Origin of the sequence: Mesorhizobium sp. M1328 (genome assembly GCF_040318075.1) — a bacterium.
Lineage (GTDB): Bacteria > Pseudomonadota > Alphaproteobacteria > Rhizobiales > Rhizobiaceae > Mesorhizobium.
This window is the reverse complement of sequence record NZ_JAMYLO010000027.1, coordinates 38,996-63,363: the sequence shown is the minus strand read 5'-3', so window position 1 is coordinate 63,363 and position 24,368 is coordinate 38,996. Positions and strand designations below refer to the sequence as shown.

The 24,368-nt window shown below is 60.2% G+C and carries 25 protein-coding genes and 4 pseudogenes; 14 read left to right on the top strand and 15 right to left on the bottom strand.

Going from position 1 to position 24,368, the window contains the following annotated elements:
* Positions 1-7 precede the first annotated feature (7 nt).
* The 4 genes and pseudogenes from ssuD to NKH23_RS30755 all read left to right on the top strand — a co-directional run.
* Positions 8-1,003 (top strand): annotated as a pseudogene (gene ssuD / locus NKH23_RS30770) (FMNH2-dependent alkanesulfonate monooxygenase); the annotation flags it as partial.
* Positions 1,000-1,647 (top strand): annotated as a pseudogene (locus NKH23_RS30765) (FAD/NAD(P)-binding protein); the annotation flags it as partial. The pseudogenes ssuD and NKH23_RS30765, both read left to right, overlap by 4 nt.
* A 37-nt stretch (positions 1,648-1,684) precedes the next feature.
* The gene (locus tag NKH23_RS30760) at positions 1,685-2,413 is read left to right on the top strand and encodes an FAD/NAD(P)-binding protein (RefSeq protein WP_353036299.1); all 729 of its coding nucleotides are present in this window, start codon (positions 1,685-1,687) and stop codon (positions 2,411-2,413) included.
* A gap of 26 nt (positions 2,414-2,439) precedes the next feature.
* A complete protein-coding gene (locus NKH23_RS30755; RefSeq protein WP_353036297.1) occupies positions 2,440-2,946 on the top strand; it encodes a flavin reductase family protein in 507 nt (168 codons plus the stop codon).
* Between the two features lie 72 nt (positions 2,947-3,018).
* On the opposite strand, the pseudogene NKH23_RS30750 reads toward NKH23_RS30755, so the two are convergent.
* The 4 genes and pseudogenes from NKH23_RS30750 to NKH23_RS30735 form a co-directional block, all read right to left on the bottom strand.
* Positions 3,019-3,131: pseudogene (locus NKH23_RS30750) on the bottom strand (LysR family transcriptional regulator); the annotation flags it as partial.
* Between the two features lie 460 nt (positions 3,132-3,591).
* Positions 3,592-3,930, bottom strand: coding sequence for an NUDIX hydrolase (locus tag NKH23_RS30745; RefSeq protein WP_353036276.1), 339 nt, complete (start codon positions 3,928-3,930; stop codon positions 3,592-3,594).
* 40 nt (positions 3,931-3,970) lie between these two features.
* Complete coding sequence (locus tag NKH23_RS30740) at positions 3,971-4,246, bottom strand: hypothetical protein (protein WP_352905972.1); 276 nt, start codon at positions 4,244-4,246, stop codon at positions 3,971-3,973.
* A gap of 294 nt (positions 4,247-4,540) precedes the next feature.
* Positions 4,541-5,299: an MFS transporter gene (locus NKH23_RS30735; protein WP_353036274.1), complete on the bottom strand. Its 759-nt coding sequence runs from the start codon at positions 5,297-5,299 to the stop codon at positions 4,541-4,543.
* Between the two features lie 500 nt (positions 5,300-5,799).
* On the opposite strand from NKH23_RS30735, the gene NKH23_RS30725 reads away from it, so the two are divergent.
* A complete protein-coding gene (locus tag NKH23_RS30725) occupies positions 5,800-7,161 on the top strand; it encodes a DUF7986 domain-containing protein (RefSeq protein ID WP_502912392.1) in 1,362 nt (453 codons plus the stop codon).
* Positions 7,162-7,539: 378 nt separating this feature from the next.
* Here NKH23_RS30725 and NKH23_RS30720 read toward each other — a convergent pair.
* The 3 genes and pseudogenes from NKH23_RS30720 to NKH23_RS30710 form a co-directional block, all read right to left on the bottom strand.
* Positions 7,540-7,784: pseudogene (locus NKH23_RS30720) on the bottom strand (diguanylate cyclase); the annotation flags it as partial.
* Positions 7,785-7,988: 204 nt separating this feature from the next.
* Complete coding sequence (locus tag NKH23_RS30715; protein WP_353036268.1) at positions 7,989-8,738, bottom strand: DUF7146 domain-containing protein; 750 nt, start codon at positions 8,736-8,738, stop codon at positions 7,989-7,991.
* Positions 8,739-9,725: 987 nt separating this feature from the next.
* Positions 9,726-10,067 carry a hypothetical protein gene (locus NKH23_RS30710; protein ID WP_353036266.1) on the bottom strand — a complete coding sequence of 114 codons (342 nt, stop codon included), beginning with the start codon at positions 10,065-10,067 and terminating at the stop codon, positions 9,726-9,728.
* 725 nt (positions 10,068-10,792) lie between these two features.
* On the opposite strand from NKH23_RS30710, the gene NKH23_RS30705 reads away from it, so the two are divergent.
* Together NKH23_RS30705 and NKH23_RS30700 are read left to right on the top strand one after the other, a co-directional pair.
* Positions 10,793-11,245: a helix-turn-helix domain-containing protein gene (locus NKH23_RS30705; RefSeq protein ID WP_352903032.1), complete on the top strand. Its 453-nt coding sequence runs from the start codon at positions 10,793-10,795 to the stop codon at positions 11,243-11,245.
* 145 nt (positions 11,246-11,390) lie between these two features.
* Positions 11,391-11,723, top strand: coding sequence for a hypothetical protein (locus NKH23_RS30700; RefSeq protein ID WP_352903034.1), 333 nt, complete (start codon positions 11,391-11,393; stop codon positions 11,721-11,723).
* A 42-nt stretch (positions 11,724-11,765) separates the two neighbouring features.
* On the opposite strand, the gene NKH23_RS30695 is transcribed toward NKH23_RS30700, so the two are convergent.
* From NKH23_RS30695 to NKH23_RS30685, 3 genes are read right to left on the bottom strand one after another with little or no spacing between them, the layout of a single operon-like run.
* On the bottom strand, positions 11,766-12,464 hold the full coding sequence (locus tag NKH23_RS30695; protein ID WP_352903036.1) for a transglycosylase SLT domain-containing protein: 699 nt from the start codon (positions 12,462-12,464) through the stop codon (positions 11,766-11,768).
* A 1-nt stretch (position 12,465) separates the two neighbouring features.
* Positions 12,466-12,975 carry a hypothetical protein gene (locus tag NKH23_RS30690; RefSeq protein ID WP_353036263.1) on the bottom strand — a complete coding sequence of 170 codons (510 nt, stop codon included), beginning with the start codon at positions 12,973-12,975 and terminating at the stop codon, positions 12,466-12,468.
* 59 nt (positions 12,976-13,034) lie between these two features.
* A complete protein-coding gene (locus tag NKH23_RS30685) occupies positions 13,035-13,625 on the bottom strand; it encodes a hypothetical protein (RefSeq protein ID WP_353036261.1) in 591 nt (196 codons plus the stop codon).
* A gap of 67 nt (positions 13,626-13,692) precedes the next feature.
* Between NKH23_RS30685 and NKH23_RS30680 the strand changes: the two genes are divergently transcribed.
* Positions 13,693-14,763, top strand: a complete 1,071-nt coding sequence (locus NKH23_RS30680) for an acyltransferase family protein (RefSeq protein ID WP_353036259.1) — start codon at positions 13,693-13,695, stop codon at positions 14,761-14,763.
* Positions 14,760-15,038, top strand: coding sequence for a hypothetical protein (locus NKH23_RS30675; protein ID WP_353036257.1), 279 nt, complete (start codon positions 14,760-14,762; stop codon positions 15,036-15,038). Before NKH23_RS30680 ends, NKH23_RS30675 begins: the two co-directional genes overlap by 4 nt.
* A gap of 146 nt (positions 15,039-15,184) precedes the next feature.
* Here the strand turns inward: NKH23_RS30675 and NKH23_RS30670 are convergent, their stop codons facing one another.
* On the bottom strand, positions 15,185-15,997 hold the full coding sequence (locus NKH23_RS30670) for a hypothetical protein (RefSeq protein WP_353036255.1): 813 nt from the start codon (positions 15,995-15,997) through the stop codon (positions 15,185-15,187).
* Positions 15,998-16,951: 954 nt separating this feature from the next.
* On the opposite strand from NKH23_RS30670, the gene NKH23_RS30665 reads away from it, so the two are divergent.
* Entirely contained in the window at positions 16,952-17,689 is a 738-nt protein-coding gene (locus NKH23_RS30665; protein ID WP_353036253.1) for a helix-turn-helix transcriptional regulator, read from the top strand.
* 670 nt (positions 17,690-18,359) lie between these two features.
* On the opposite strand, the gene groL is transcribed toward NKH23_RS30665, so the two are convergent.
* Positions 18,360-20,015: a chaperonin GroEL gene (gene groL, locus NKH23_RS30660; RefSeq protein WP_353036251.1), complete on the bottom strand. Its 1,656-nt coding sequence runs from the start codon at positions 20,013-20,015 to the stop codon at positions 18,360-18,362.
* 64 nt (positions 20,016-20,079) lie between these two features.
* Complete coding sequence (gene groES / locus NKH23_RS30655; RefSeq protein WP_352458515.1) at positions 20,080-20,376, bottom strand: co-chaperone GroES; 297 nt, start codon at positions 20,374-20,376, stop codon at positions 20,080-20,082.
* 151 nt (positions 20,377-20,527) lie between these two features.
* Here groES and NKH23_RS30650 point away from each other — a divergent pair, with 151 nt between their 5' ends.
* A complete protein-coding gene (locus NKH23_RS30650; protein WP_353036249.1) occupies positions 20,528-21,049 on the top strand; it encodes a S46 family peptidase in 522 nt (173 codons plus the stop codon).
* A gap of 185 nt (positions 21,050-21,234) precedes the next feature.
* Here NKH23_RS30650 and NKH23_RS30645 read toward each other — a convergent pair whose 3' ends face one another.
* Positions 21,235-21,426 (bottom strand): hypothetical protein, encoded by a 192-nt coding sequence (locus NKH23_RS30645; protein WP_352509872.1) that lies wholly within the window; start codon positions 21,424-21,426, stop codon positions 21,235-21,237.
* Positions 21,427-22,467: 1,041 nt separating this feature from the next.
* Here NKH23_RS30645 and NKH23_RS30640 point away from each other — a divergent pair.
* The 3 genes from NKH23_RS30640 (at position 22,468) to NKH23_RS30630 (ending at position 23,281) form a co-directional block, all read left to right on the top strand.
* Entirely contained in the window at positions 22,468-22,767 is a 300-nt protein-coding gene (locus tag NKH23_RS30640) for a Y4lK-related protein (protein ID WP_353036247.1), read from the top strand.
* Complete coding sequence (locus NKH23_RS30635; protein WP_353036245.1) at positions 22,755-22,925, top strand: hypothetical protein; 171 nt, start codon at positions 22,755-22,757, stop codon at positions 22,923-22,925. Before NKH23_RS30640 ends, NKH23_RS30635 begins: the two co-directional genes overlap by 13 nt.
* A gap of 89 nt (positions 22,926-23,014) precedes the next feature.
* On the top strand, positions 23,015-23,281 hold the full coding sequence (locus NKH23_RS30630) for a hypothetical protein (RefSeq protein WP_353036243.1): 267 nt from the start codon (positions 23,015-23,017) through the stop codon (positions 23,279-23,281).
* Positions 23,282-23,877: 596 nt separating this feature from the next.
* Here the strand turns inward: NKH23_RS30630 and NKH23_RS30625 are convergent.
* Positions 23,878-24,336, bottom strand: coding sequence for a hypothetical protein (locus NKH23_RS30625; protein WP_353036241.1), 459 nt, complete (start codon positions 24,334-24,336; stop codon positions 23,878-23,880).
* Positions 24,337-24,368 lie beyond the last annotated feature (32 nt).

The following is a 24,368-nucleotide window of genomic DNA, read 5'->3' as shown; positions in this document are numbered from 1 at the left end:
AAACGAGGGCGGACAAAGCCTGCTGGTGGCGTCGGCGCTGGCGCCGCTGACGCAGCGGTTGCGCTTTCTTGTTGCCGTCCGTCCCGGGCTGCAGTCGCCGACGCTCGCGGCGCGGATGACCTCGACGCTCGACCGCATTTCGGGCGGGCGCCTGCTCATCAACGTCGTCACCGGCGGCGACCCGGTCGAGAGCAAGGGCGACGGCATCTTCCTCAGCCATGACGAGCGCTATGAGGTGACGCGGGAATTCCTCGATATCTACAAGGCCGTTCTGCGGGGCGAGACGGTTGTCTTCGAAGGCAGGCATTTCCGCATTGAGGACGGCCGGCTGCTGTTCCCGCCGGTGCAGACGCCGCATCCGCCGCTCTATTTCGGCGGCTCGTCGGAGGCGGCCAACGCGGTCGCTGCCGAGCAGATTGACAAATATTTGACCTGGGGCGAACCGCCCGCAGACGTCGCGGCCAAGGTTGACCATGTGCGCGGCCTTGCCGAGAAAGCCGGACGCGCGGTGAGCTTCGGCATCAGGCTGCATGTCATCGTCCGCGAGACCAACGACGAGGCCTGGGCCGATGCCGACCGGCTGATCAGCCGTCTCGACGACAGGACGATCGCCGAGGCGCAGAAGGTTTTCGCGCGCATGGATTCGGTCGGCCAGTCGCGCATGAGCCGGCTGCATGGCGGCCGTCGCGACAAGCTCGAAATCAGCCCCAACCTGTGGGCCGGCGTCGGCTTGGTGCGCGGCGGCGCCGGCACTGCTTTGGTCGGCGACGCGGCGACCGTGGCGGAGCGGATCGACGAATACCGGCGCATCGGCATCGATACTTTCATCCTGTCCGGCTACCCGCATCTGGAGGAAGCCTATCGCTTCGGCGAACTGGTGCTGCCGCTGTTGCCGCTCGATCATGAGATCTCGACACGGCCGACGGCCGTCAACATGGGGCCGTTCGGCGAAACGGTGGCCGGCGACCATCGCCCGTCGGCGCTGCGTGCGAGTCAGTCTTGAGCGCCAGCGAGCCGGTAATAGCGATTGTCGGCGGCGGCTTTTCAGGCGCGGCGACCGCCTTTCACCTGGCGCGGCTGCTGCCGGCCGGCGCAGCCGATATCGTGGTCGTCGAACCCCGCGAGGGGCTCGGTCATGGTCTGGCTTATTCGACGGCCGATCCGGCGCATCGCATCAATGTGGCGGCGTCGAGGATGACCCTGATCTCCGGTCACGACAGCCACTTTGCCGATTGGCTGGAGCGGACCGGCGCCGTTCTGAATGACGCCGAGGCGATCACTGCCAACGGCGCGGCCTATCCACAGCGTCGTATTTTCGGCCGTTATGTCGAATCCCACCTTCAGCCATTTTTGCAAAGCAAGACGATTCGGCACGTCAGATCCGCCGTCGCGTCGGTCGAGCGTAACGGCGACGGATATCGCCTGATCCTTGCCGACGGCGGAACGCTCGCGGCCGATGCATTGGTTGTCGCAACGACTCATCCGCCGCCGGCCTTGCCGCCAGCTTTGCGCGCTATGGCCGGCGCCGCCGGTCTGGTCGCCAATCCCTATGACCTCGAACGACTGGAAGCGATCGAGCGCGACCACCATGTCCTGGTCGTCGGCACCGGGCTGACCTCGGCGGACGTCATCGCCACTCTCGACCGCAGGGGGCATCGCGGCAGCATCACAGCACTTTCGCGCCATGGCTACCGCTCGCGCAGCCATGCAGCCTCGAGTGGCGATCGGCGATTTCACGACCCTGCCTTCACGCAGCGCGGCGGCACTGTTCAGGCGCATCGGGCCGCGATCCTTGATGCCAAGCGTCAGGGCGAAGAACTGGCACCCGGTGCTCGATGCCGTCCGGCGTCAGGGACAGGCCATCTGGCAGGCCTTGCCGCTAGCCGAGCAGCGCCGCGTGGTGCGTCATCTTCGTGCGCTGTGGGATGTGCATCGCTTCCGTATCGCGCCACAGATCGCGGCCGTGCTCGATCGCCGCGTTGCCGAGGGCAGGCTTGTCTATCGCGCCGCATCGATTGTCGGTGCCGAACAGGTCGACGGATGCATTCGCGTCTGGCAGCGGCTGCGTGGCCTAACCGGCCTCGTTGTCGAGGCTTTCGACAGTGTGATCGTGACGACCGGACCGGCGCACGCCGATATCTTGCAGACCAACACGGCGATTGCGGCGCTCGAGCGGATGCGATTGGTCCGGCTCGACCCGACTGGTCTCGGTTTGGAGACCGACAGCCAAGGCCGTGCGGTCGGCACATCCGGGCGCCAGACCGACAGCATTTTCGTCAGCGGGCCACTGGCGCGCGGCAGCGTTGGCGAATTGATGGGAATTCCCGAAGTCACCGCGCATGCCGAGCGCATCGCCGTCGAAATTCTCCAATGGTTGGGGGACCAAACGGCGTTGCGTCGCAAGGCGTCGTGACGCTGCAAACACATGAGGCTGTCCAGATGACACTGACCGAACGCGTTCCCCTGGTGGAAACCCGGATTCCCCTGAAATTTGCGATGCGACACCTGGCCGGAGCTGTCTCCGTGGTCACCGCAGGCGTTGGCGACGAACGGACGGGCGCAACCGTTACCACCGCCCATTCCCTATCGGTCGAACCAGAGGTGATGGTTGTCAGCATCAACCTGAACTCGTCTACCTGGGCAGCCATCAGCCGGCATCGGCATTTCTGCGTGAATGTGCTGCGTGCCGACCAGATCGCGATTGCCGACCGCTTTGCCGGGCGCGGTGGCCTGAAGGGGTCGGCGCGCTACGAGGGCGCTCGCTGGTCCAGCCTTGCAAGCGGCGCACTGGCACTCGACGAGGCGCTTGCCGCGGTCGACTGCACGGTTGAGGACACTATTATTCGCCACCGCCACGCGCTGATCCTCGGCAGCGTCCGGCATGTAGTGAGCGGAGAGCCCGGCCCGGCGCTGATCTATCATCACGGCGCATACGGATCGTCGTGAGCTTGTTGGGTTCGGCTCCTATCAAACAGCTTGATTAAGCTAAACCGCGCGGAGCGATGTAAAGCGCCATCAGCCTGGCATCGGGCCACGGCGCGCCATCGCGCGAAGTGCAAGGTCGAAACCTTCGTCCACCAAGTTCACGATCCGGCCACTCAAGTCATATCCAGGCAGACGTCGGGATAGCGGGGCAGGAAGAACTGGATCGGCATGCGCGACACCTTGCCATCCGGGCGGTCTGCGTCCTCGACCCTTTGGTCAGCGAGTGCGTTGAACGGACCTACGACAGCGGCGGGCCAGACCAAGAGGGTGTCACGCACCCTGTCGTGTCGCCTCCGAAACTCGTTTACCCGAAGCTCGCTCGATCCGGCGGTCGAGCCAACCGAAATCTTCCAATTTGAACTGAGTTCCCCGCAGCCCCGGCTGCCATACCGCTCTTGTGGCGGACGATGTGATCACGTCTGCTGCTGAGGGCAAAGCGTTGGTTTCCCGCTAAACAACGCCAAGGGAGAGCAAAACGCGAACACAAAGGTGCGCTGAACTTCTTATTTCGGTGGGAGCGACATGGCATTGGCCCGCCGATGAAGCGTTACGGATAGACGCCATACCGCCTCAGATAGAGCAGCAAGTCCGGTGTAAGCACAAGGTCTACAAGTTGCTCCTTGGCGAACCATCCAATATCTGCGGCATCGTCGCCAGCGATCGCCTCGCCGCTGATCCTCTCGGCAAGGAAATCATGAATCTCATAACGCCGCTGTCGCCATCCGGCACCTTGAGTTGTCCGACCTCCCGCACAACGCGGATAGCCAATCCTGTCTCCTCGGCGACTTCACGTATGACGGCTTGTTCCAGGGTTTCTCCGGCTTCCACGCAGCCGCCGGGTAGCGTCCAGCACCCCTTATCGGGCTGATGAGCGCGCTGGACCAGCAGGAGGCGTCCTTCTTCATCGAGGACTACGGCGCTCGCTGCCACTCTTTTGCGGATCATCTTGATCTCCTCTTCGATATCGAAGGCAATTTGAGCGTTACTACAAAACTGACCTGGAGCGCCGCCGCTCCACCAGAGCGGCAAATATCGCGGCCAACAATGCAAGCAATGCGGCGACGAACATCACGCTTATAAGCATTTCAACCGCGACCGCGCCTTCCAAGAACAGGCCTGCGATCGAAACGATCAACGCTCCGCCTCCAATAGACATGGCTGCGGCCAGCCCGGCTGCGGTGCCAGCCAGACCGTCGCGCACCGACATCGCGCCCATGTTCGCGGCGGGTAAGGTCAACCCGTTGCCGATGCCGATGAACATGCAAGAGCCGAAGAATGCGAGCGCGTGCGTCCCGAGATGCGAGGATGAGGCCACCCAACAGTCCAGCGCAAGTCAGCAGGCGAGCCGATATCAAGAGCGCGCCTCGTGGTACTCGGGCCCCAACACGACCGGTCAGGTAGCTTCCGCAAATGACGCCGGCAGGAACCATGCCCATATAGAGGCCAAGCACTGCGCTTGATCCGCCAATGGCGAGAGGCGCGCCAGCTAGGAATATGTAGAGCGTTCCGGTCGAAAACCCCATGCAAAGGACATACGCCCAAAAGCGGATCGAAACTAAGTTGCCAGTATGAACTGAGATAATGTCCCGGTCGGCCTGGACGACAGTGATGCAGTTTCTTTCAGCTCCCGCATCGAAAGAAACAGGACGGCTACGCCAAGGGCCGCGAGAACGCCGAAGATCGCTCGCCAGCCGAACAGTTCGTCTATGGTTCCGCCTAAGATCGGGCCGAGCATCGGCGCGATTGCCCAGGCCATCGCCGCATAACCCATTCTGCTCGCGCCTTCATGGTCGCCGGAAATTTCCTTGATCGCCACAAGCGCCACTGAAAAGCAGGCGGCGATTGCCGCTTGCGCTGCACGGAAGACGAGAAAGACCGTTATACTGGGGGCAAGCACGCACCCAATCGAGGCGACGATGAAGAGGGCGATCGAAACCAGCGCAACTGGTCTGCGCCCAAAGCGATCCGAGATAGCGCCGGAGACAAATTCGACGAGGGCAGTGACGATAGCATAGCCTGCGACAGCGAGGTTGATCAGTGCGGGGTCTGCTTGGAATTCGCCCGCGATCTTTGGCAGTGATGGCGAGATGATGTTCACCGGAAGCACCGAGAGCGCCGAGAGCGCGACCAAAATGGGAAAGCGTGATGAGGAGGTCTTTGAGGCGGAGTATCTCCCGGTCGTTTGCGGCGTTGAATATAGAGAGCGCTCGTCATTGGTCATCATGTCCTTCGGCGGTAGGAATTCGGTAGACTGGCGGGGATGCCGCAACGCGGGCATAAAAAAAGGCCCGTCAGGAGCCTGTTTACCGCGCATGGGTGCTTTCGCCGGGCGGCTACGCCACCCTGCCCATGCGCCTCCCTACCACGACAACAACCATTTGAATGTTCATGGCGATATTGCTAGCCGAGACCTAGCTTGTGGTCAACTTCCGCAAATCCATCCGAATAACGAAGTTGACGTTAAGCGGCTCGGCCGACCCCCAATCGGCGCATTTCAAAAACGATGGAGCGGCCGAGGCAGCGCTGCTTTGCGGCTTCAGCTGGTGACGTTCCAGCACCGACGAGTTTTATCGCCGCATGGACCTTCTTCATGTCGAGTGGCTGGCGGCCAGGTGGCATTGCTGGAACCCGACACGATCCGAGGCAGGATCGGCGGCCGCCGCAAGACGCTCAATCCAAAGAAACGGCTGGAAATCGCCGAGAGCGCCTTGTCCGGACGCAAGTCAGCCGCTGAAATGGCGCGGCTCTACGAAGTCAGCCAGCCGACGGTATCGAGAATTATCGCCGAGCACAGACGAAAAGTGGGAAAAGGCCATGCCCAACAGCCACGACCTCAAGGGTCTGATGAAGTTCCTCTCCCGCGACGAATGGCGCGATTGTTTCGAAGATGTTCTCGACGATCATTTCGGGCCGATTCTCGACGCCAGCAACATGGACTTCGATGATCTGGCCGAGATGCTCGGCGATCATTGGGCAATGACGCTTTGGGGCTGCGCCTTCGAGGATTTCCTCACTCAGGATTTCGACGTCGAGGGCGGCAATATCGTCGACGAGTATCTGAAGCGGCGCGGTTGGAAGGAAGGCGCCCAGGCGAAAACCTATATGAAGGCGCTCCGGACGTCGGTGATGAGCCTCTACGAAGTCAGCGACATCGTGTCGGGCAAATCGCTGATGGCTCGCGATCTCATCCGCGGCGGAGATCCTGTCCTGGTCAGCGAGGGCACGGCCACGAAGACATTGCAGCAATGGGATCGGGTTGCAGCCAGGATCGTTCCCGTCACGGGCAAAAACATCATTGGCGGAGGATTGCTGCCGTTCACGCCGGAAGCTTCCGACGCGCTGTTCGATGGTTTGCGGGCGATCTTTGGCAAGGCGCGTTCCAAAAAACTTCCCGTACCAACAAACGAAGAACTTCAACAGGCCGCGCCGGTATTTACCCTCTCATGGCTGTTTGACACCCTGGACCGGAGGATGCGGATGGAGCAGACCACCTTCGAGAATGGCGACGGTGACGCAATCGTCTTCCACGATGTCCGCTTTCCGTTGGCATCCGGGGTCACCCAGAAAGACGTTGCCGCCCGGCTGAAGACAATCCCGGCTCTCCGGCAGGAGAACGCGAAATTCTGGAACTTGCTTGGCGACATCCCGAAGGGAAGGCTCAAGGCCGGCAAATCTGGGAACCTCGCATGGGACACTACCATGGAGGACGGCGCGCGGGTTCTCGGAAATGTCGAAATGAAGGGTCGCACCTTGCATCTGTCGACGAATTCCGCCGCCCGAGCCGAAAAAGGAACGGCGCTGATGCAGGGGGCGCTGAACGATCTGGTTGGAAGGCCGCTCACCGAAATCCGTACCGTCGAGCAAATGATGGCCGAAAGGCCGGTCCCTGACAAGGATACGGCTGGTCCGGAGCTGCCACCCGAGATCGCCACAAAAGTCGTTCATGAGTTTTTGGACAAGCAGTATCGCGAAACCCTCGATCAGCCCGTCGGAATGCTGGGTAATATTTCCCCGCGCGAGGCCATCAAAACCGCCAAGGGTCGCGAGAAGGCCGCCGAATGGCTCAAATATCTTGAAAACCGTTCTTCAAGCCAGCCTGACCCCAACGATCCCATGGCGACCTATGATTTCCGGTGGATCTGGGCCGAACTCGGTATCGAAAATCTTCGCCGATAATCGCTACCGCATATCTGCGTCCCTATAATGTACTGGAGCCGTCCAGGTTGTTGAGCAGCTTTTCGCCTCGAAGAGCCGCGTTGCGATATTGGCGGAAAGCGGAAAGGGGAGGGGAGATCGTCGTGCTCGCCACTGACTTGGCACAGCCCTCCACACAAAGGGCATGTGAAACGCCACCCCAGCAACTGGCTTCACAAAATCGGCCTCGGATCCTCGCGGTCAGACACGCAATTCGGGCAGGTCTGCAACGGTCGCGTAACGATCAGCCGGCATGACATTTTGGGGGGATGTTGGCGAAGGTCATGCCGCGCACCACTTCCGGTTCCGTGGCGAGCATGCTCACCAAATGATGCACCTGGGTGTCGGTCAGGTCATCTATAGCCAGCGGCCGTCTACAAGGTGCGTCTCAAATGCTCTGAAACCGTTTTGCCGCGCCTCGACTGCGTGGAGACCAACCAGGGTTCGAAATCCCGCTCGCGGATAACGGTGCCTCTGCCGGCGTGAAAATTGTGGCGCATCAGATCCGACCAAAATGGCATCTGATCGGCCTCAATGAAAAACGCCGAACGAAACGCTTGGTTCGCGTAGCGGAGGCGATCGAAACTGTCATACGCCGCCGCCATTACGGCGTATCGTACAGATGGGAAAGCTTCTTAAAATCTCATCTATGCCCAATTTTTAGAGGGCCGAGCTTAAGAGGGCCATCCGGCGCTCGCGGCCCGCTGCATCGGGTTGAGTAGGTCCCGATGCGCGCGGCCTCACCCTTCGCCAGAACAAGTGATGCTAGGTCGGCTATTACAGGTGACGGCAAGCTGGCCGCCGAGACTTCAGGTGGTGGCGAGTGTTTTGCGCAGCAGAAGATCCAGGGATAAGATCTCGGAGGTCGGATCGTCCTCCCACAACTTCGCGAAATCGCGATCATCGGGCGGTCTGTGCATGAGGACCTGGCGCCCAGGGTTGGCTTCGCGAACGCGTTCGGCCGCGCTAAGGCCGGGCTTGTCTGGATCGGCGAAGACGACGACCCGCTTTACGCTCGCGGGCATCTGAAGGAAAGGCAGGCGGGGCGCTCCCAGTGAGCACCATACGGGCAGGCCGTAGCGCAGCATTGCGGCATGGCCGGTCTCGTAACCTTCGGCAATGCCAAGGATGTCGGCCGCTGGGGCGAGCCGCAAGGCAAAGCCCCGGCTGGGGCCGATGATGCGGCGCGGCTCGTCCAGCGCCGCCTTTTCTGGCCGTGTCGGGTGCAAGAGGGTGAGCTGCACCGAACAGATCGAACGGTCTGGGGCCTGCAGAGCAGCCACCAGCGCTGGAAAGCACCTCTTTCCCAATCGATAATCCGGCAGAAAGCGCAAAGTTGGCAACGTCGCCGGCAGACGGCGAGAGGCAAGATAAGCTTCGCCGTGCGTGCCGGCGAGCGCAATCGCTCCCGACCAGAGCGCGAGCGCGTCCGCTGCCGTGGTTTTGGGCGCAGCCGGACGAACACGACGCAGAGGCTCGGCCGCGCGCTTCGACAAATCCAGGTCCGCAATGGCGGTCTCAACGTCGACGGGATCGCAGCCCGCAAAGCAGTGGAGCATAAGACGATAATCCCCGTCACGAACAGAGAGGGAGGGATGGCGGTCGACTTTCCCTTGCCCGTGACTTGGTACTGGGCAACGGCACAAGTAGCTCCCGCGCGCCGGGAATCCTCCCAAGGCGCGATATACCTGGGCAGCGCTTGGCCATGACACCTTTGTCATGGGCCTGATAATGCCGCCAAGCCGCTATCGGATCAATATAATGATTTAATAGCGCGTCGAATATCCCCGGCGAAATAGCCGGGGCGCTTCACGCGTTCTGCCGCTTGGAATAGATTCGCGAACAGCGGTACGTCGTGCTCCAACCTCTTCGCAAGGTTGCGGCACCGCTGGCGCCTGCCTCGGGGCTCCGGCGCCGAATGGGCTTCTGGCTGACCAGTTCCCAGCAGACGGCATAACCGCGCTCGTGCGACCAATGGCGCATAACATTCTCGGGGCACGGTTTGCGCGCCGAACGAGGACAGCGGCGAGAACCTTCGGGCCGGGCGGCTGGATACCCCCCGATCAACGTGTAAGGGAGGGGAAGGAAGGCGAGGGGGTTTTCCTCGCGCCGCCCGCCGCGCTGGGCATCCGGCATCTGGGACAAGAGAGCAAGGGCCAGGACTTAGCTGTCGTGACCGCAGGATCGCCTCGGCCAGGTGGCCCAAGCCTGCATCGCTGAGAGCGCCATTCGCAAACCTCGAGATTGGCGACCAGGAGCCGTTGCATCAGGTAACTACGAGGACCACTTGCGCGCGAACACAGCATAGTGGTGTCTGCGCAGGAACGCTTTATCACTGCGCGAGGGCGCGCGAACCCGACCTTCGGACGATCGGCACATTGGCGGCGTCCCTGGGCGTCTCGGTATGGGCCTTTTGGGAATTCGGGACGCCGCCGTGCGCAAGCGTTGAAGCATTTGGGGCTACGGTATCAGGAGATCGCAGACCTGACGGAACAGGAGGATCGGCTGTGCGTGTGATTGAGCAGATCCTGGCACGGTAGGACCTGTTAAAGTTTGAAGCGGCCAAGGCGCTGATCATTGAGGCGGTACTGCCAAACCAGGTTCGGATCCTTAGGGTTGACGCCGGACGTCGACCAGGCGGAGCGCTCGAACTTTGCAGCGTCATGCAAAGGAAGATCGTCATCACAGCGCGACGGCTGTAACGACGAGCGAAGGCGATAACGTCCGATACTGTGAGTTAGAAATTCGATGACACAGACGGCGGCGAGGGACAGGATCAAGAAAGCAGTGGAAAAGCTGAGCATGCGAAGGCCGGCTTCCTCATCGGGCAGGGCGAAGAAAGCGAGCACGCCGCCGGCGAAAATTGCGAACGCGAACTTCATGAGCATGACACAGAGCGTCCTATTTCGATGTAGATCATTATAATATCACAGATCAAGAGTTATTGTAATGATCAACGGAGATGGGATGGCCCCTCATGGATCAAGCGTTTTTCGAAGGCTGGGGGCATGGTGCCGCCTTTGGCGGTATCGGCTTCAGAGTGCGACGTGTCACCCGGCGCCTTTTCCAGCTCGAACAGGGATAGAGATTGGATCCTCGCCGGCTCCGGGGGGCCAAGCCTGGCGGCCCGTTTTGAGCGTAATCGGCAACAAAAATGAACTGCGCAGGCGCGCCTAAGATCGTTAATAGCCGGGAAATCATCCACGCTCTTGAAACAGCGGCGTCGAGGTTTCGCTTCTGGTCGATCTGAACCAGGTCATTCGAAAATGGTATGGGGCAACGATTGCAGGGCCTGCCTGCCGCAGGGGCAGAGAACAGGGTTGTCCCTCCGGGTGAGGTGTTACACGACAAATTCATAAATCGGATGGCCGGGCCATCCAAACTGGATCATTTAATTATTCATTTTCAACAGGGCATGCAGATCGAAATGCTATCGTGCTCTGGAACGATTTAGCGGCGGCCAAAAGCTGTACGCCGTCACTTTGCGGGAGTATGGGGAGGATGCGGCGACACTTTAATAGGGCAATGAGTCATCGTTTCGGCTAACACCCTGAGCGCTAGACATTTTACAAAAAATGGCCGTCATATTTCGCCGATAAGCAGGAGTGCAACCGTGCCGATATTTAAAAACAAGACAGAAGACAGCGATGGTTGGCTTTCGATCCTGCTCGCCCTGCGACTTCGCCAAATCGAGAACGAGTATCCGGACTATGCGAGTTTTGCCGACGCTACGGGGCTATCGCGCGGCACGCTCTACCAGTTGCGGACGGGGAAGGGGAACCCGACATTCGTCACTCTTGAGCGGCTGGCACGGCACCTGAAGGTGCCGGTGTGGACGCTCATTGGGCGTACTGGTGACGACGACAGCGTGAAGCGCGACATCGAGACGTTCGGCTTCAACTTCAACGAGATTGCGCGGCATATTGAGGCCACGCGTGCTGTGAAGCGCTCGATGACGGAGTTCAGTGGTGTACATTCTTTGAAAGAAGCAGCCATCCCCGCTGGGGCAACTTCCGAGAAGAAGCGGCTACCTCCGGTCAAAAAGGGACGCAGGACAAGCCAGTAGCATACAAGAAAAGCGGACGCTGCTAAACAATCAGCGTAGATTCGTTTGCTACGATACGCTGAAATTATGCTTTATATTTCTTTGACTGGCATTAGAGAATCCGCCAGCGTCGATGCAATGGCATCATTTTGCTGAAGGGTTCACGATGCAAGCGAATCTCTGGCAAGTCGCAGGAGACAATGCGCTCTATAAGGAAGCGGCGGCGTTCGTCGATTGCCGCCCGAAACCATGGGTGGAAGAGGTTTCCGAATTTCTGCGGAAGAAAGGCAAGCCCGAGACGATCACGTTGGTGATCGGACAGTTCATCGTGGCGGCCCTGTTCGAAGGACGACACGCGGATCTGCTGTACTGGTCGCTGGTTGCGTCCGAAGTGAACTGCGGTGGGATGGAGCAATGGCCTGATGATGTGCGCCAGGAGCTGGCGAGCCATCTGAAACGGGGATTTGGAAAGCTCTCGTCGCGCAATCTCTCCCATTGAAGGCGGCTGGCCGACGGCGTGGCCCTCAATGGGGAGACGGGGTCACACCTGACCAGAGGCAACGTTGATGTCGCTGCCGGCGGGACCGGGAGCGGATGAAGCGAGTTTTGTGTCATCACCGTTGGGCGTCTGAAAGTCGCCTGGTCCCATTTGGCAGACCGCTTGCGCGCCGCATCCCTGAGGAATGGATTGGCCGGCCGAATTGAGGCCGGCATAGCGGCGGTTTACGTCGTTCGTCCAGTTACGGCGCTGGCTTTCAGTGCTGCCGTTGTAACGATCGGCGAGGCAGCGAATACTTGACGTGCCGCCGCACGATTTGACGGCATCGCGAAGCGTCATTACGCCGCCTTCAATGTTTTCGGACAAGATGCCCCGATCCATTCCGTAGGCACGGCCGGTCGCCCCCGTAAGCTGCATCGGTCCAAGAACGCCACTGAAGGAGCCGGCACATGCTGACATCGCGCCTTCGTGAGCGGACACGGCAAGAGCAAGCTTGGGATCAACGCCATACTTGTTGGCGGCGTCTACAATCATATTGGCGATGTTCGGGCTGCGCTCCATCATCACTTGCGTGGACGGATAGCTCGGCAGACCCGCTCCGTTCTTACAAAGCGAACGCAAGGTCGTGTTGTCATTGAGGTCGCAAGAATTTGTATCCTGGTCAAAGGAATTCGCTTGTGCACCAGGCGCTTGTCCGACGACCAGGAGCGCGGAGAGGAGTATTGGGAAGGGACGCAGCATCTTACTTCCCCGGGCAGAAATTATAGATGGTGCCATTGATGGAGAGCGCGTCGCTGGATGGGCGCGTAATCTTCATCGGCGTGATGACCGGGGAGCTGCTGCCACGCTCTGTACATGAGGCTTGGAACGCATCGCCTGCATGACGGGTGCCTGCTATCTTGCAGGTGCTTGCGCCTACGGTGATTGCGTCGCCGTCAAACTCGGCAAGTTCGAGAACGCCGACGCCTTGGTCGAGATCGGCACATGTGTGTGTAGACGCTACATATGATCCCTGCGGAGCCTTGAGCGGATCAAGCGCTTGCGCGATTGCCGGCGAGATCAAGACAGCTAGAGTCGTGAAGATTGTCGGGCTGGCCATGGCAGATCTCCTGAACGTCATCCCGCCGCGGCCGCCGGCAGGAGCCGCGGTCAAGGCCGCGCATCGCGCGCCGTGAGGGAAGCCTTGATCCGGTGGCGATGGCCGGTGGCAGGCTGGCGTACTGAATAAGGTCAGGTTTTCCATGTCGATCATGGTTGCGCTCCTTCCGAATATCGAGGCTCCCGGAAACACACCGGGCATCGCGGCTTCCCCTAGGGTTGCGGGACAGGGACCCGGAATTGGCATTCCGGGGCGATTTCACCTTGGAATACGATGCCGGCGCGAATGCTTTTGGCCTGAACATCATATGCACCCATTGCACCATTCCGAGCGAGGTCGGGGCGGACGTTATTCGGTTGCGCGCCATATTCGATGAAACAGCCGGCGCCAGCGTCAGCGACCGTGGATCGGCCATTCTGGTAGATCGCCAAGCGCATGGGGCATCGTTTCAGCGTGGCATTGCCGACAGGATCGGTGCGGATCGGCGAGCAGCCGGTGAGCGTGTGCAGGACCGAGAGGACGACGGTTTTGGTCGGGCTGCGCACCACGATGTGACTCTCGGAAGCCGGCGCGTTGGCGACCGCAAAGCGCGTATCGCCTTTGGCCATGTAGGCGTCGTTGTTCTTCTTCAGCCGGTCGGCCCATAGGGAGGCGTAGGGCACAGCTTCCGAGTTCGGGAGCTCGAGATCAGCGTAGGCGACGGCACGCCAGGCGTTCGGATCATGCGTGAGTGACTGAGCCGAAGCGTGGGGCGCCAATGTAAGGGCAGTCGCGACTGCGACAAATGTCAGGCGTTCGTGCATTCCTTGCCTCGCTTTTGTGCATTATGATTAAATCAATGTCTCAGTGATTGTCGAGCGTGATATTTGAATGAACCAAGAAGCTCGCCTATCGGGGCTGGATGAATTGCGTGGTCTGGCGATCGGGCTGGTGGTGCTGTCGCATGTCGGGCCGGTCTTCGGAGAGGGCGGGACGAGCGCCGCTCTGCTGTTTGCGCCGGCATGGAGCGTCGGGGTCGACTTGTTCTTTGTGATTTCCGGCCTGCTGGTGGAACGCTCATTGCGAAGCCTGCGGCTCGAGCTCGGAGCGCTCGAGGCGGCCTCCGCTTTCTATGTCAGGCGTGCTATGCGGATCGTGCCGCTAGCCTGGTGCGTCGGCGCCTTCCTCTCGATCGGGTTGATCATCCCGGGAAGCGGCGTTGAGCCTGCAGACGCAAAGGCGGCATTTGCCTTCATCTCGAATGCGCATTGGGCGCCCTGTTTCGGTGGCGCTACAGGATGCGGGAACGCCTTTGCGTTTGGGCCATTCTGGTCGGTCGCCGCCGAGATGCAATTTTATCTACTGGCTCCGCTCCTGGTGTTCTTGCTACCGCGACGGGCGCTCGTCGCGCTGGCCGGACTCGTTCTCGTGGTCGGGACGTTCACGCTGCGGCCATGGGGCGGGACGCTTTGGACGTTCCGCATCGATGCAATCGCGGTCGGGCTGGCGATCGGAGCAACCATGGGCAAAAGCGCATGGCCACGACTGGCGGAACACCTGCGGGCGATCGGTAACATGGAAGCGGGGTTCTGGATGACGGCCGGGGCCTTCATGCTGTCGATCTTGCCGCCGGCGACACATGGCGTGGCGACTGCCGCACTGGCGCTGATGTGCGGGTGGATCGTGACAAGGGCGACCTTGCGGAATGGTTCTGTGAACTGGCCGGGGCGGATGCTGCGCCACCTAGGAGACATCTCCTATGCCCTCTATCTGATCCATCTGCCGGTGCTGGCAATGTTCAATTGGTCCCTTGGCCAATTCCTGGGCGCTCCGGCGACGGCAACGCTCTCGATCGTGATTGCGATCGGGCTGTCTCATGTGCTGACAGCGGCGATCGAAGATCCGCTCCGCCAGCTCGGCCGCCAATGGTCAAATCGAACAGTCCGGGAGGTGTCGCCGTGACAGAAGAAAATCGTCAGTGGTCGCTTGGTGGTGAAGATGCCGATAAAATTCCGCGAGGAGCGAGGGCGCTGGCGGAGCAGCTATTGACCGAGACCGACGGCGATGCCCTGGCAGCGCTCGTCGCGGCATGCTGCGTCATTGGAGCCATGCGCTCGGCGGTATCGAGGGGTATGGTGCGCAACGGATCGCCGTCAGGGGTAGATATCGCGCAAGTGCTGGAGGTGTTCGTGCGATGCGAGCCCCCAGCAGAAGAGCAGAACCTAACCGGTAGATGACCTCGACCGTGAAGTAGCTACGGTGTTGGGAGGCTGTGCAGCGTACCGCTCGATCCCCCGGAATCCTGAATGCACGATACCCGCGGGCCGTCGGCTTCTGTGCGCATCTGGCCTGCCGACACGCGCGGTAGTGTGACGGCCGCCGCTTAGTAGCGGTTGCCGAACCAGCCCTTGCTCTTGGGTGGCGAGGGTTCCTGATAAGCCCACGGGACGGATTTGTAGGACGGCCTCGGGTCTTGGACGCGCCAAGCCTTCTGCCAGTAGTAGAAATTGAGGGGTACTCGGGCGAGCACGCGACCATCGGCAGACAGGAGGTCGGAAGCGCAGGCGACGACGGGGCCGTCGTAATATTGCACGCGGCCGGTATAGCCATTGAGCGCTCCTGGCCGGCAGGCAAAGACGCGAACGCCTGCAGCGATCGTGTCCGGGGCTTCCGCAGGGACGGAGATCGTCTTGATGCCTTCCTTCGTGATGAGCGTGCGCACGGGCACAGAGCTCCAATGCGAGCGGCGCAAGGCGTTATTCGCCTGAGCTTCGGTTGGGTAGCCGGTACGCTGGGTAATGATCGGCGGGAAGCGGCCCCAGTCAGGCGCATATTCCTGCCGGCTGCGACTGACCCGATCGGGCTTCCAATAGGCGTCCGTAGCCGAAACGTGTCCACGCGGGACCGAATGTGCAGCATCCGGCACTCGCCCGGCGCAACCGGCGAGCAAGGCCGCGGATGCGACGATGGGGAGGATGTGACGAAAAGTACGCATATCGTGCTCGAGGGTCATGGGTTTCGCAGGTGAGGATTTCCGGTAGAGCCAAGGCATCGGGAAGGGGCTGGCCGAAATGCCGCGATGGGTTTTGCGAGCCTCGCGCCCGATCTGGGCGTAGAGGGGGATGCGACGATCGGGATCATCGGGGAGGGTGACGGCTACGCCTGCTTTCAGCCTCTCGCCGGCGACGTCGGCCATTTCGCTGGTTGCACAACGCCCGGACGATAGCCTCGTCTTTCCGGATCGGCGAGCAGACAACCCATTTTTTCAAGGTGGCGGTTACGAGCCATGCCATGGCGACAAGGCCACGTCTGCTTTCCCAGCGTCGCGGTCTGGCCCAGGTCGCAGCCGTCGACGCCGCGATAGGTGCACGAAAAGTTGATTGCTGGTTCCCATGAATCACTCCTCTTCAGATTCATTGAATCAATAAACTATCTTGCAAATCGCCGTGCAAGTGTCTCTGACTCATATCCAGCGAGGGGAGGAGGGTGCTCGTATCCGGATCGGTGCACGATGGGCCGGGTAGGGGCCTCGGTGTCGAGTTGGCGCGGGGCGGTCTGACTTTCTGGATTTCGGCAAGGGCTGGTACCATCAGGCAATTGATACTCTGAATGCGCGCTATGCAGCGGCATCCGACTGGACGAACTCAGCGGCTTCGTGGGTAGCCTTGCCTGATGTCGCTGCGAGCCTCTCGAAGCCGCTGTTCGAGCGCTAAATAGCGAGACGTAATCGCATTCAGCTTTGTGAAGAACTGCTTGCTCTGCGCAGGGTTGCCCGGCAGAGGTGGAGGGGACAAAGCAAAGAGAGCATCCCTATCAGCGTCTAATTGTTCCAGCTCCGAACAGAAACGGCAAACCTCGTGGTCGGTCGTTCCGGAACTCCGATGTGATGCACGGCGCGAGGCACGCGTAGGGTTAGTCCGCCGACCCACATCGTTTGACGAAAGTACGATCGTATCCAAGGCGTTTCCTCCACGCCGGTTGTGGCCATGCAATCTGGAATAAAGGGGGTTGCAACCTAAGTATACTGGCGGTTTCGCCTGTCACTTTTGACAGGTCGCGAGACGCTGGAATCCAGCGAGGAGCAACCTAGTTAAATAGCCCGCGCGAATGGCTTGGAGAGGCACGTCGATAGCAAGGAGGTAAGCTGGGTATGGCGCAATTTGACTCAAATTTTGATGACATGACTGAGGGTATTCGAGCAGTTGCCTCTCCTGCGGACGCAACGGACCTTCTGAACACAATTGTCGAAAGTTACGGCCTGGAGACGGCGGCCTTTCTTACCGTCAGGCCGGTTTATGAGGAACCGAGTAAGCCGTTCTACGTGACCACCTATTCGCCTGACTGGGTGAAACGCTACATCGAGAAGGATTTTTTCGAAATCGATCCCGTGCTTCCCTGCGGGCTGCGTGCTGTGACATTGGTTGATTGGAAGGAGATCGACCTATCGGACAAGGCTGTGCGGACATTCTTCGGTGAAGCGAGGGAACATGGGGCCGGAAAGCATGGCGTCACGTTCCCAGTTAGGGGTGTCGACGGCGACCGCGGCATTCTGAGCGTGACGAGCAACGAGAACGCAGCGGCGTGGCAGGCGTTTCTCAAATCCGAGGTTCGCGACTTCCAGCATCTCGCCGGCGAATTTCACAATGCTATCGGTCGAATCCAAGGAAGGCCACGCCATCAGACGGTATGCTCCGATAGAGAGATCGAATGCCTGAAATGGTACGCGAGGGGAGAGAAGGTCAAACGGACGGCAGAGATACTGTTGCTATCCCCTCGCACGGTCCGATTTCATCTTGATCTGGCACGGGCCAAGCTGGGTGCCAAAAGTTTGGCGCATGCGGTTGCGATCGCGGCCGAGCGTGGCCTTTTCCTCCAAAGACGGTTCTGATCGCTAGCCAAGCGGCGCGGGAAGGGCCGCCGGCAATGGTTGCCGCCGGCAATATTCGTGCTGTGGCGTGAAGCTGGGATTATAGAATGATAATGACTAGATCATGGGGAAAGAAGGGGGTCGGCGCTCTGGACAACCTCATCCGGAAAGGCGCCGCTACCCTCTGAGGGTAGAACGCTGGCCAAACCAAGCGCCCTATTCGCAAACCATACGGTACCGCTTGCCGGGCTCGCTGACGTTCTTGCAGACAAGCAGCTTGTGCGGCTCGGAAGAGGAGAGCGGAGGACTTGCGACCCGCGATGCACGTCTGTTTGATGTCTTGAGACTTGCCGTACGGCGCGGTTCGAGCCGTTCCGGCTCCTGTGGCGCAACCGGAAACACGCTGGTTTCGATCTGTGGCTGCTGCAGGGGTGGCGGCTCTTTGTCAAAGAATCGCCTCGCATCAAGCGATCGCGGAATAACCACCGTACCATCATCGCTGCGCGCGCAGCCGCTGCCCAACAGTAAAGCCAGCCCCAGGAAAAAAGGCAGTATCCGTCCAAACATAAGCACAACCCTTGGCGGGCATTTACCCCGGCTTGCGGGTCCCCGACAACCGGCGCAATGGGCACGAAGAAAGGGCGGCATTCCTTGCCGCCCTTTCTTCGAAATTGTCGAGATGCGAGGACCTTTAAAAGCCCATGCCGCCCATGCCGCCCATGCCGCCGCCGGGCATACCACCCGGCATGCCGCCACCAGCCGACTCCTTCTTCGGAGCCTCCGCGATCATGGCTTCGGTGGTGACCAGCAGGCCAGCGACCGAGGCCGCGTCCTGCAGAGCCGTGCGCACAACCTTGACCGGATCGACGATGCCCATGGCGATCATGTCGCCATAGTCGCCGGTCTGGGCGTTGTAACCGAAGGTCGCGCCCTGGTTCTCAAGGATCTTGCCGGCAACGATCGATGCTTCCGCACCGGCGTTGGACGCGATCTGGCGGGCCGGAGCCTGCAGCGCGCGACGCACGATGGCGATGCCGGCGGTCTGGTCGGAGTTAGCGCCGGTGACGGTGATGGCCAGCGAAGCGCGCAGCAGGGCGACGCCGCCGCCGGGAACGATGCCTTCTTCGACGGCCGCACGGGTCGCGTTGAGGGCGTCATCGACGCGGTCCTTCTTTTCCTTGACTTCGACTTCCGTCGCACCGCCGACGCGGATCACGGCAACGCCGCCCGCCAGCTTGGCGAGACGTTCCTGCAGCTTCTCCTTGTCGTAGTCCGAGGTGGTCTCCTCGATCTGCTGCTTGATCTGGGCAACGCGGCCCTGGATCTCGTCCTTCTTGCCGGCGCCGTCGACGATGGTGGTGTTCTCCTTGGAGATCGACACCTTCTTGGCGCGGCCGAGCATGTTGAGGCCGACATTCTCGAGCTTGATGCCGAGGTCTTCGGAGATGACCTGGCCACCGGTGAGAATGGCGATGTCTTCCAGCATGGCCTTTCGGCGATCACCGAAGCCCGGCGCCTTGACGGCGGCGATCTTCAGGCCGCCACGCAGCTTGTTGACGACCAGCGTGGCCAGAGCCTCGCCTTCCACGTCTTCCGAGATGATGACCAGCGGCTTCGAGGTCTGCACGACAGCCTCGAGGATCGGCAGCATGGCCTGCAGGTTGGAGAGCTTCTTCTCGTGGAGAAGAATGTAGGCGTCTTCCAGATCCGCCACCATCTTGTCGGCGTTGGTGACGAAGTAGGGCGAGAGATAGCCGCGGTCGAACTGCATGCCTTCGACGACTTCGAGTTCGGTCTCAGCAGTCTTGGCTTCCTCGACCGTGATGACGCCCTCGTTGCCGACCTTCTGCATCGCTTCGGCGATCATCGAGCCGACCGAAGCATCGCCGTTGCCGGCGATGGTGCCGACCTGGGCAACCTCTTCCGAGGTCTTGATCTTCTTGGCGTTCTTGATCAGCGTCGCAACGACGTCGGTCACCGCGAGGTCGATGCCGCGCTTCAGGTCCATCGGGTTCATGCCGGCGGCAACCGCCTTGTGGCCTTCCTGGACGATCGACTGCGCCAGAACGGTCGCGGTCGTGGTGCCGTCGCCGGCGATGTCGTTGGTCTTCGAAGCAACTTCTCGGACCATCTGCGCGCCCATGTTTTCGAACTTGTCCTCAAGCTCGATTTCCTTGGCGACGGTGACGCCGTCCTTGGTGATGCGCGGTGCGCCGAACGACTTGTCGATGACGACGTTGCGGCCCTTGGGGCCGAGCGTGACCTTCACTGCGTCGGCGAGGATGTTGACGCCGCGCAGCATGCGCTCACGGGCATCGCGGGAAAATTTTACGTCTTTGGCAGCCATTTTTTACTCCTGGGCACTTCGCCCGAAATTCAGATTGGATGGTGCGGATGAAGGCGGCGGCGTGTCAGCCGATGACGCCCATGATGTCGGCTTCCTTCATGATCAGAAGGTCTTCGCCGTTGAGCTTGACTTCGGTGCCCGACCACTTGCCGAACAGGATGCGGTCGCCGGCCTTGACGTCCAGCGGGACGAGCTTGCCGACCTCGTCACGGGCGCCGGAACCGACGGCGATGATCTCGCCTTCCTGCGGCTTTTCCTTCGCCGTATCGGGGATGATGATCCCGCCGGCGGTCTTCGCTTCGGACTCGACGCGGCGAACGACCACGCGGTCATGCAGCGGCCGGAAATTCGACTTTGCCATTTTTGGATTTCCCTGGTGCGGATGTTGAACGGTTCTCCGTTGCCGGAGCGTGGTTAGCACTCACCAGAAGCGAGTGCTAACGCGGCAATGAGATAGGCCGTAGGCTCCTGCTAGTCAAGACGGAAGAGGGACGGGCGAAGAGCAAACGAGCGTGGAAGCACCGAGCCTTTTACGTGAACGACGTCGGAGATCGGACGCGGATGCTCCGCCTCCCTCGTCAGTCCACAAGGCTGGTCGCGACCAATCATCACTGCGTGTTCGAATTCATCCAATAACACAGGAAGGAGGGCCAGGACTATCTCCCAGACGGCTTTCTGGTGGCTTTCTGGCGAAGAGCCTGGGTGAGGAATTGCCCGCGGCGCCCGGCAGACGCATCTATGTGAGCGAGGACATGCGGGATGTGACCGCCGAAATGCTCAAGAGCGTCTCGGACAAGCTGAACCAGTTTGCCCGCTATGAGCGGCTCGCCACGAACAAAAAGGGCCTGATCGCCGCATGTGAAGGACAGCCCAATCGCCGTTGCGACGTAGGGGCCTGTTATGGCGGCGCCTCCTACTATCTCCTGCAGAAGCTCGAAATTGAGGACGTGCGCCTCGTCTATGCGCCCGCGCTCGGCATCAGCAACTTCGGCGGCCAAACGCTGCTGAAGGCGCCAAGATGGACATTCTGCTGAATTTTACCTGCGGCGCTGTTTCATGGACGCGCGCTTGGGCCCCCCATTTTCTATTGCCCGCCTCGGCTCATGCGGCGCGGGCTTCTTGGCGTTTTGGGAGGATTTGTTCACCATGGTTCATAGTGGCGGCGCAACCGTCCGGCGAGCGCCTCACCTGAGGCTACATGGCGGCCGTGGAGATTGCCTCAGAAGCGGCGCCCAATCGGAAACCTTAGCACCTCCGCGTTTTGGCGTGGCTGCTTGAACTCTTCGACGGCAACCGCCTCAATCAACAAGTCCAAGGCTTCGCGTCCCCTTCGACTCATCGGGTCATCGCCACAAAGGTAGTCATACGCTCGATCTAAATGCACTCGGGCGGCGGAAAAATTGCTTGTCATAGGACCCTCTCTAACCACCCGCATTGCCGTCTACGAGGTGAAGGTCGCGCAATCGTCAATAACTACAGACAAATTTGAATTAAATCGGGGATGATCGGGGGAGTGGCGAGGATTTCCCCCCACGGTGACTGAACCGGTCGACTTCGACGCCGAGGTCTCGGCATTCCTCGCGCGCGGCGTCGCATGCCTCCGAGATGCCGGCCATCATCACGCGCGCGGAGGCCAAAGTCCCCTGACATGATGCCGCCGTCCAGCCCGCCGGCGATCACTCGCTGGCGCTCGGTCGGATCATAAATGCCGAGCACACCCCGTTCCGAGATCACCTCTGACCGGCGTCATTCGATGCGGACGCGCGGAACCGGCCCCGATTTTGGCGGCGTAGAGCCAGTGGCGGCCGCCAGGTCCCAGGCCGGGTGGCTCCAAATCGCGCTAGGTCGTGTGGATCAGGTTTGTCCACACCACTTAGCTATACGGGGGGGCGATAATGCCATCGAAGAAGAAATGGCGCAGGTGTGGGGTATCGATCGTCAGAGCACCCAATCCCGCCCGCAACGCGGTTCGCAGCCATCTCGACCGATTGGTGGACTCCTGACTGCGGGATCTAAGGAGCTTTTCTTAGCCTATAGCTAAATGGAAAGGCGCCGATCCCCTCGATTGAGCAAACCTCGGCCCAACCTATTGGACTCCAGAGCGAAAAGAGGCGTGCGGCTCGAGCGACTTGCGAGGAAAAGGAAATGGCGCCTCGGCATGACTGACTCCGACTGCCTGAGCGCCGGCATCGCCTTTCAGTGCGCGCAAGGGGAGCGTTCCGGTGGCCAGTGCTGCCTTGCTGGAAGGGAGCAGGTGGGCTGTTCTAGCAACACGGTTGAGTGCCCGGGGTGCCAACGATGAACAAATGCGCAGGAACGTTCGATCCGGCGCCATCGGCAGGCCTGAGACCCTACAACCTGTGCAAGTGCACAGGTAGCGAAGGTGAGCGCATTCAAGCACGTTTGAGTGTCGGCGCAATTTCCATGCCGACCAACAACGGAGATTTCTGCGATGACCAACAACATTCGACTAATGAAAGCGAGCGAGATTCCCGCCTTCGTCGACAAGATGATCGAGGCTGGCTGCGACATCTGCGCGATCGGTGAGTTAGGCTATTCGGCAGGTGATGTTGACCGGAAGGTGCCCTGGCGCAAGGTAAGAAGAATCGTAGAAGAGTTTGGCGATCGTGATCACCTGCTACCGGAGATCGTTGCCTATCTTCGCTCGATTGGCCGGTACATAGAACTCTCGTCGTCGACAAACGAGGGCCGGAGACCGCACAAAACAGGCACTCGAAGTTGGAACGTATAAAGGACGGGTCGGATACGATTGTCGAATCCGGCTCCTTCCCCGACAATGACGAGCTGGACTTCGGGACCGGTATCGACGCCAACGAGCTGTGGTTTGCCCAACAGGGCAATAACCTCGTCTTCTCGTACTGGGCACCACGGACAAGGGTCGGTCAATGACTGTTCGCCGGGCAATGTCGTCGAAACTATCAAGTCCGGCGACGGCAAGGTGCTTAGCCATTCCGACGTGGCAACTCTGGGTCGCGGCCATGGCTGGTGTCGATCCGGCAACGTCGCACAGGGAATTCGGCATCCAACCAAAGATGCGCGGTTTGGCGACGCCTGAGCAGGTTGGAACCATCCCTGCCGCTATGCAGCAGTCCTGGTGGCTGATGAAAACAAGTCCAAGATGCCCGGTGGTGCGCTTCCACCGCACCACCTGGACCTTTGCCGCAGCTAAATGCAGAAAATCCAGGCGGGCGCTGAAAATCGTGAGAAATTCGATTTGGATTATGACAGCTGATAAAATGACCTGATTCAATTTCGATATCAATCAGCGCCCTTCGCCGGGGGCTGTCGGTCCGCATCGCCTGACGGCGGCGCTATGCTGGTGCTCCTGCGGCCGCCCTGTTGGCGAGGGCTTTCGGGTCATCGCACTGTCACGCTTCGGCTATCCGCCTTCCCCCTCATGCTCAGTCCTAATCGATGCGGTGGACGCCCCCCAACAGCATCGCGATGTGCTGTCGTTTCCGACTCTGACACCATAGTTCAAAATCCGATAACCGCAGTTTACTGAAAGAATCCACAACTTCGTAAGCTGCGGCAGGAGAGAAAAAAGCAACAGCGGCAAAACCGCCGAGTTGTTCCATAATATATCTTATGCAACTTTATAAGTATTGGCACTGGTTTCAGTGAGCGAATGCAGTTGCACCGCATCGAGGTCTTATCGAATCTCATCGCTCATGTCAATGTTACTTTTGATCACCCCTGATCGCTGATGAAACACCTAGAACCGGAAGACGGTTACGCCGGAGTTTTCTGAAACGCCGGTGGCTGGCGCTCGAGGTCAGACCATATCGGTTTTCGCTCGCGTTCCCTTCTCGGCTCACTCACCCCTTCCCTCTCGGCTCACTCACTTGTGCGGCATGCAATAGATGCCCTCGGATTCCATGAGTACCGCGCCGCCCTTTAACTCGCTCATTGCGCCGACCCAGGCTTCCGAATAAGTGCGGCTGGCATCCACGGCCGTCAGCCAAAGAACGCGATTGTCAGCCAGTTCGACTTTAACTTCCTGCTGCAAAGGGCTTGCCTGCACGGTCTGTTGATAGTGCCGTTTGATCCTGACATTGCTAGCCGGGAACTCAGCTTCGTTGCTGCCATAGTTCAGCACAAATCCGGTGTGGTCCTCGGCCACTGTGCAACTGCCGTCACGCTCACACACGATTTTGGCGGCGGTCTTGCAGTCCCATTTCAGTGAAGCGGGCCACATCGGATTGTCCGCGCTCGATCGCGGCTTGTCGCTCTGACCAGCCGCCGTCGAGACTGCCCATGTGATCATTATCGCAGTCGACAGGAGAAGCGCCTTCAACACTTATTACCCTTCCCTGATCCAGTATTCGCATT